Genomic DNA, 2243 nt, shown 5'->3' with positions numbered 1-2243 from the left:
GCTGGATGCGGCCTGGGCGGCGCTGGAGCCAGTCTTCGCCGCCTCGCCCTATCTGGCGGGCTTGGCGCGGCGCTGGCCGGATCGGCTGCGGCTGACGCTGGACGCCGATCCCGAAGCGCGACTGGCGGAGATTCTGGCGGCTGCTGACGCCCTAACCGCCGCGCCGGACGAGGCCAAGGCGCCGCTGCGCCGGCTGAAGGCCGAACTGCACCTGCTGACGGCCTTGTGCGATCTGGGCGGCGTCTGGGATCTGGATCAGGTGACGGGCGCCCTGTCGCGGTTCGCCGATGCGGCGGCGCGGGCGGCNCTGCGGATCACGGCCGACGACTGGCGCAGGCGCGGGCGGCTGACCTCGGCGCCTGACGATCCGCGCGGGCCGGTTCCGGGCCTGTTCGTCCTGGCCATGGGCAAGGGCGGGGCGTTCGAGCTGAACTATTCCTCGGACATCGATCTGTCGCTGTTCTACGAGCCGGAGGCGCTGCAGAGCGCCCTGGCCGAGGGCGTGGAGATGCAGGGCTTCGCCAACCGTCTGGCCCAGGGGCTGACGGCCCTGCTGGCCGAGCGGACGGCGGACGGCTACGTCTTCCGGGTCGATCTGCGGCTGCGGCCCGATCCGTCCTCGACCCCGCCTGCAGTCGCGGCGCCGATGGCGCTGGCCTACTACGAATCCGTCGGCCAGAACTGGGAGCGGGCGGCCTTCATCAAGGCCCGCGTCTGCGCCGGGGATGCGGCCGAGGGCGCCGCCTTCCTGAAGGCGCTGGTCCCCTACATCTGGCGGCGCAGCCTGGACTACCAGGCCGTGCTCGACATCCAGTCGATCAAGAAACAGATCCATGTTCACAAGACCGGCGAGGGTCTGGAGGCGGCAGGCGCCAATCTGAAACTGGGCCGGGGCGGCATCCGCGAGATCGAGTTCTACGTCCAGACCCAGCAGCTGATCCTGGGCGGCCGCGACCGGTCCTTGCGCTCGCCGCGCACCCTGGAGGCGCTGGACGCCCTGACCGCCGCCGGCCACGTCGCGCCCGAGGCGCGCGACGAACTGCACGCCGCCTATGTCGAGCTGCGCGCGCTGGAGCATCGGGCGCAGATGCTGGCGGACGAACAGACGCACATCCTGCCCGTCGATCCCGAACGCCGCGCCGATGTGGCGGCCCTGGCAGGGCAGGGAGATCTGGCCGCCTTCGATGCGGGGATCGAGCGCCTGCTGGTGCGGGTCAACGCCCGCTATGGCGAACTGTTCGAGGGCGGCGAAGACCTGTCCTCGCCCTACGGCAGCCTGGTGTTCACGGGGGTGGAGAACGACCCCGGCACGCTGGAGACGCTGGCGCGCATGGGCTTTTCCGAGCCCGCCACGGTGTCGGACACCATCCGCAGCTGGCACCACGGCCGCATCCAGGCGACGCGCACGGCGCGGGGGCGCGAGCTGTTCACCCGTCTGGCGCCGCAACTGCTGACGGCGGTGGCCAGGACGGGAGCGCCGGACGCGGCCTTCCGCCGGTTCGCCGTCTTCTTCTCGGGCCTCAGCGCCGGGGTGCAGGTGCAGGCCCTGTTCCTGAACCAGCCCAAGCTGTTCGACCTGGTGGTCGGGGTCATGGCCTTCGCGCCGCGACTGGCGCGGGCGCTGGGGCGTCAGCCGCAGGCTCTGGACGGGGTGCTGGACGCGCGCTTCATGACGGCCCTGGGCACCGACACCGGCCTGGCCGATCAGGTGGTGCGCGAGGCGCATGAGGCCGGCGATTTCGAAGGGGCCATGAACGCCGTGCGCCGCCTGCACCGCGAACAGACCTTCCGTATCGGCATGCATGTCGTCACCGGCCGGACCACGGCCGAGCAGGCCGGGCTGACCTACACCTCCCTGGCCGACGCCTGCATGAAGGGGCTGGCCCCGGCGGCCCTGTCCGAGGCTGAGCGGATGGGCGGAGCCTTCGACGGCGCGGTCGCCGTGGTGGCCCTGGGCAAGGCCGGGTCGCGTGAGATGACGGCGGGGTCGGACCTGGACCTGATGACCGTCTATGCGGCGCCGCCCGAGGCGGTGTCCGCCGGGCGCGGCTGGAGCGCCGAGACCTTCTACGGCCGCTTCACCCAGCGGTTCATCGCCGCACTGTCGGCCCATACGGCCGAAGGCGGCTTGTATGAGGTCGATATGCGGCTGCGTCCGACCGGCTCCAAGGGGCCGGTGTCGGTGCGGCTGGAGGCGCTGGAGGCCTACTACGCCGACGAGGCCGAGACCTGGGAGTTCATGG

Annotated in this window: 1 protein-coding gene; it reads left to right on the top strand. The window is 71.8% G+C overall.

The genetic code is table 11. From position 1 onward, the window contains the following. A partial coding sequence (locus tag BDIM_RS00640; RefSeq protein WP_040344455.1) for a bifunctional [glutamine synthetase] adenylyltransferase/[glutamine synthetase]-adenylyl-L-tyrosine phosphorylase occupies positions 1 to 2243 on the top strand: 2243 nt, incomplete at both ends.

The sequence above is a fragment of the Brevundimonas diminuta ATCC 11568 genome, assembly GCF_000204035.1.
Lineage (GTDB): Bacteria > Pseudomonadota > Alphaproteobacteria > Caulobacterales > Caulobacteraceae > Brevundimonas > Brevundimonas diminuta.
The sequence above is the reverse complement of the archived record's forward strand: the minus strand, read 5'-3'. Positions and strand labels throughout refer to the sequence as shown.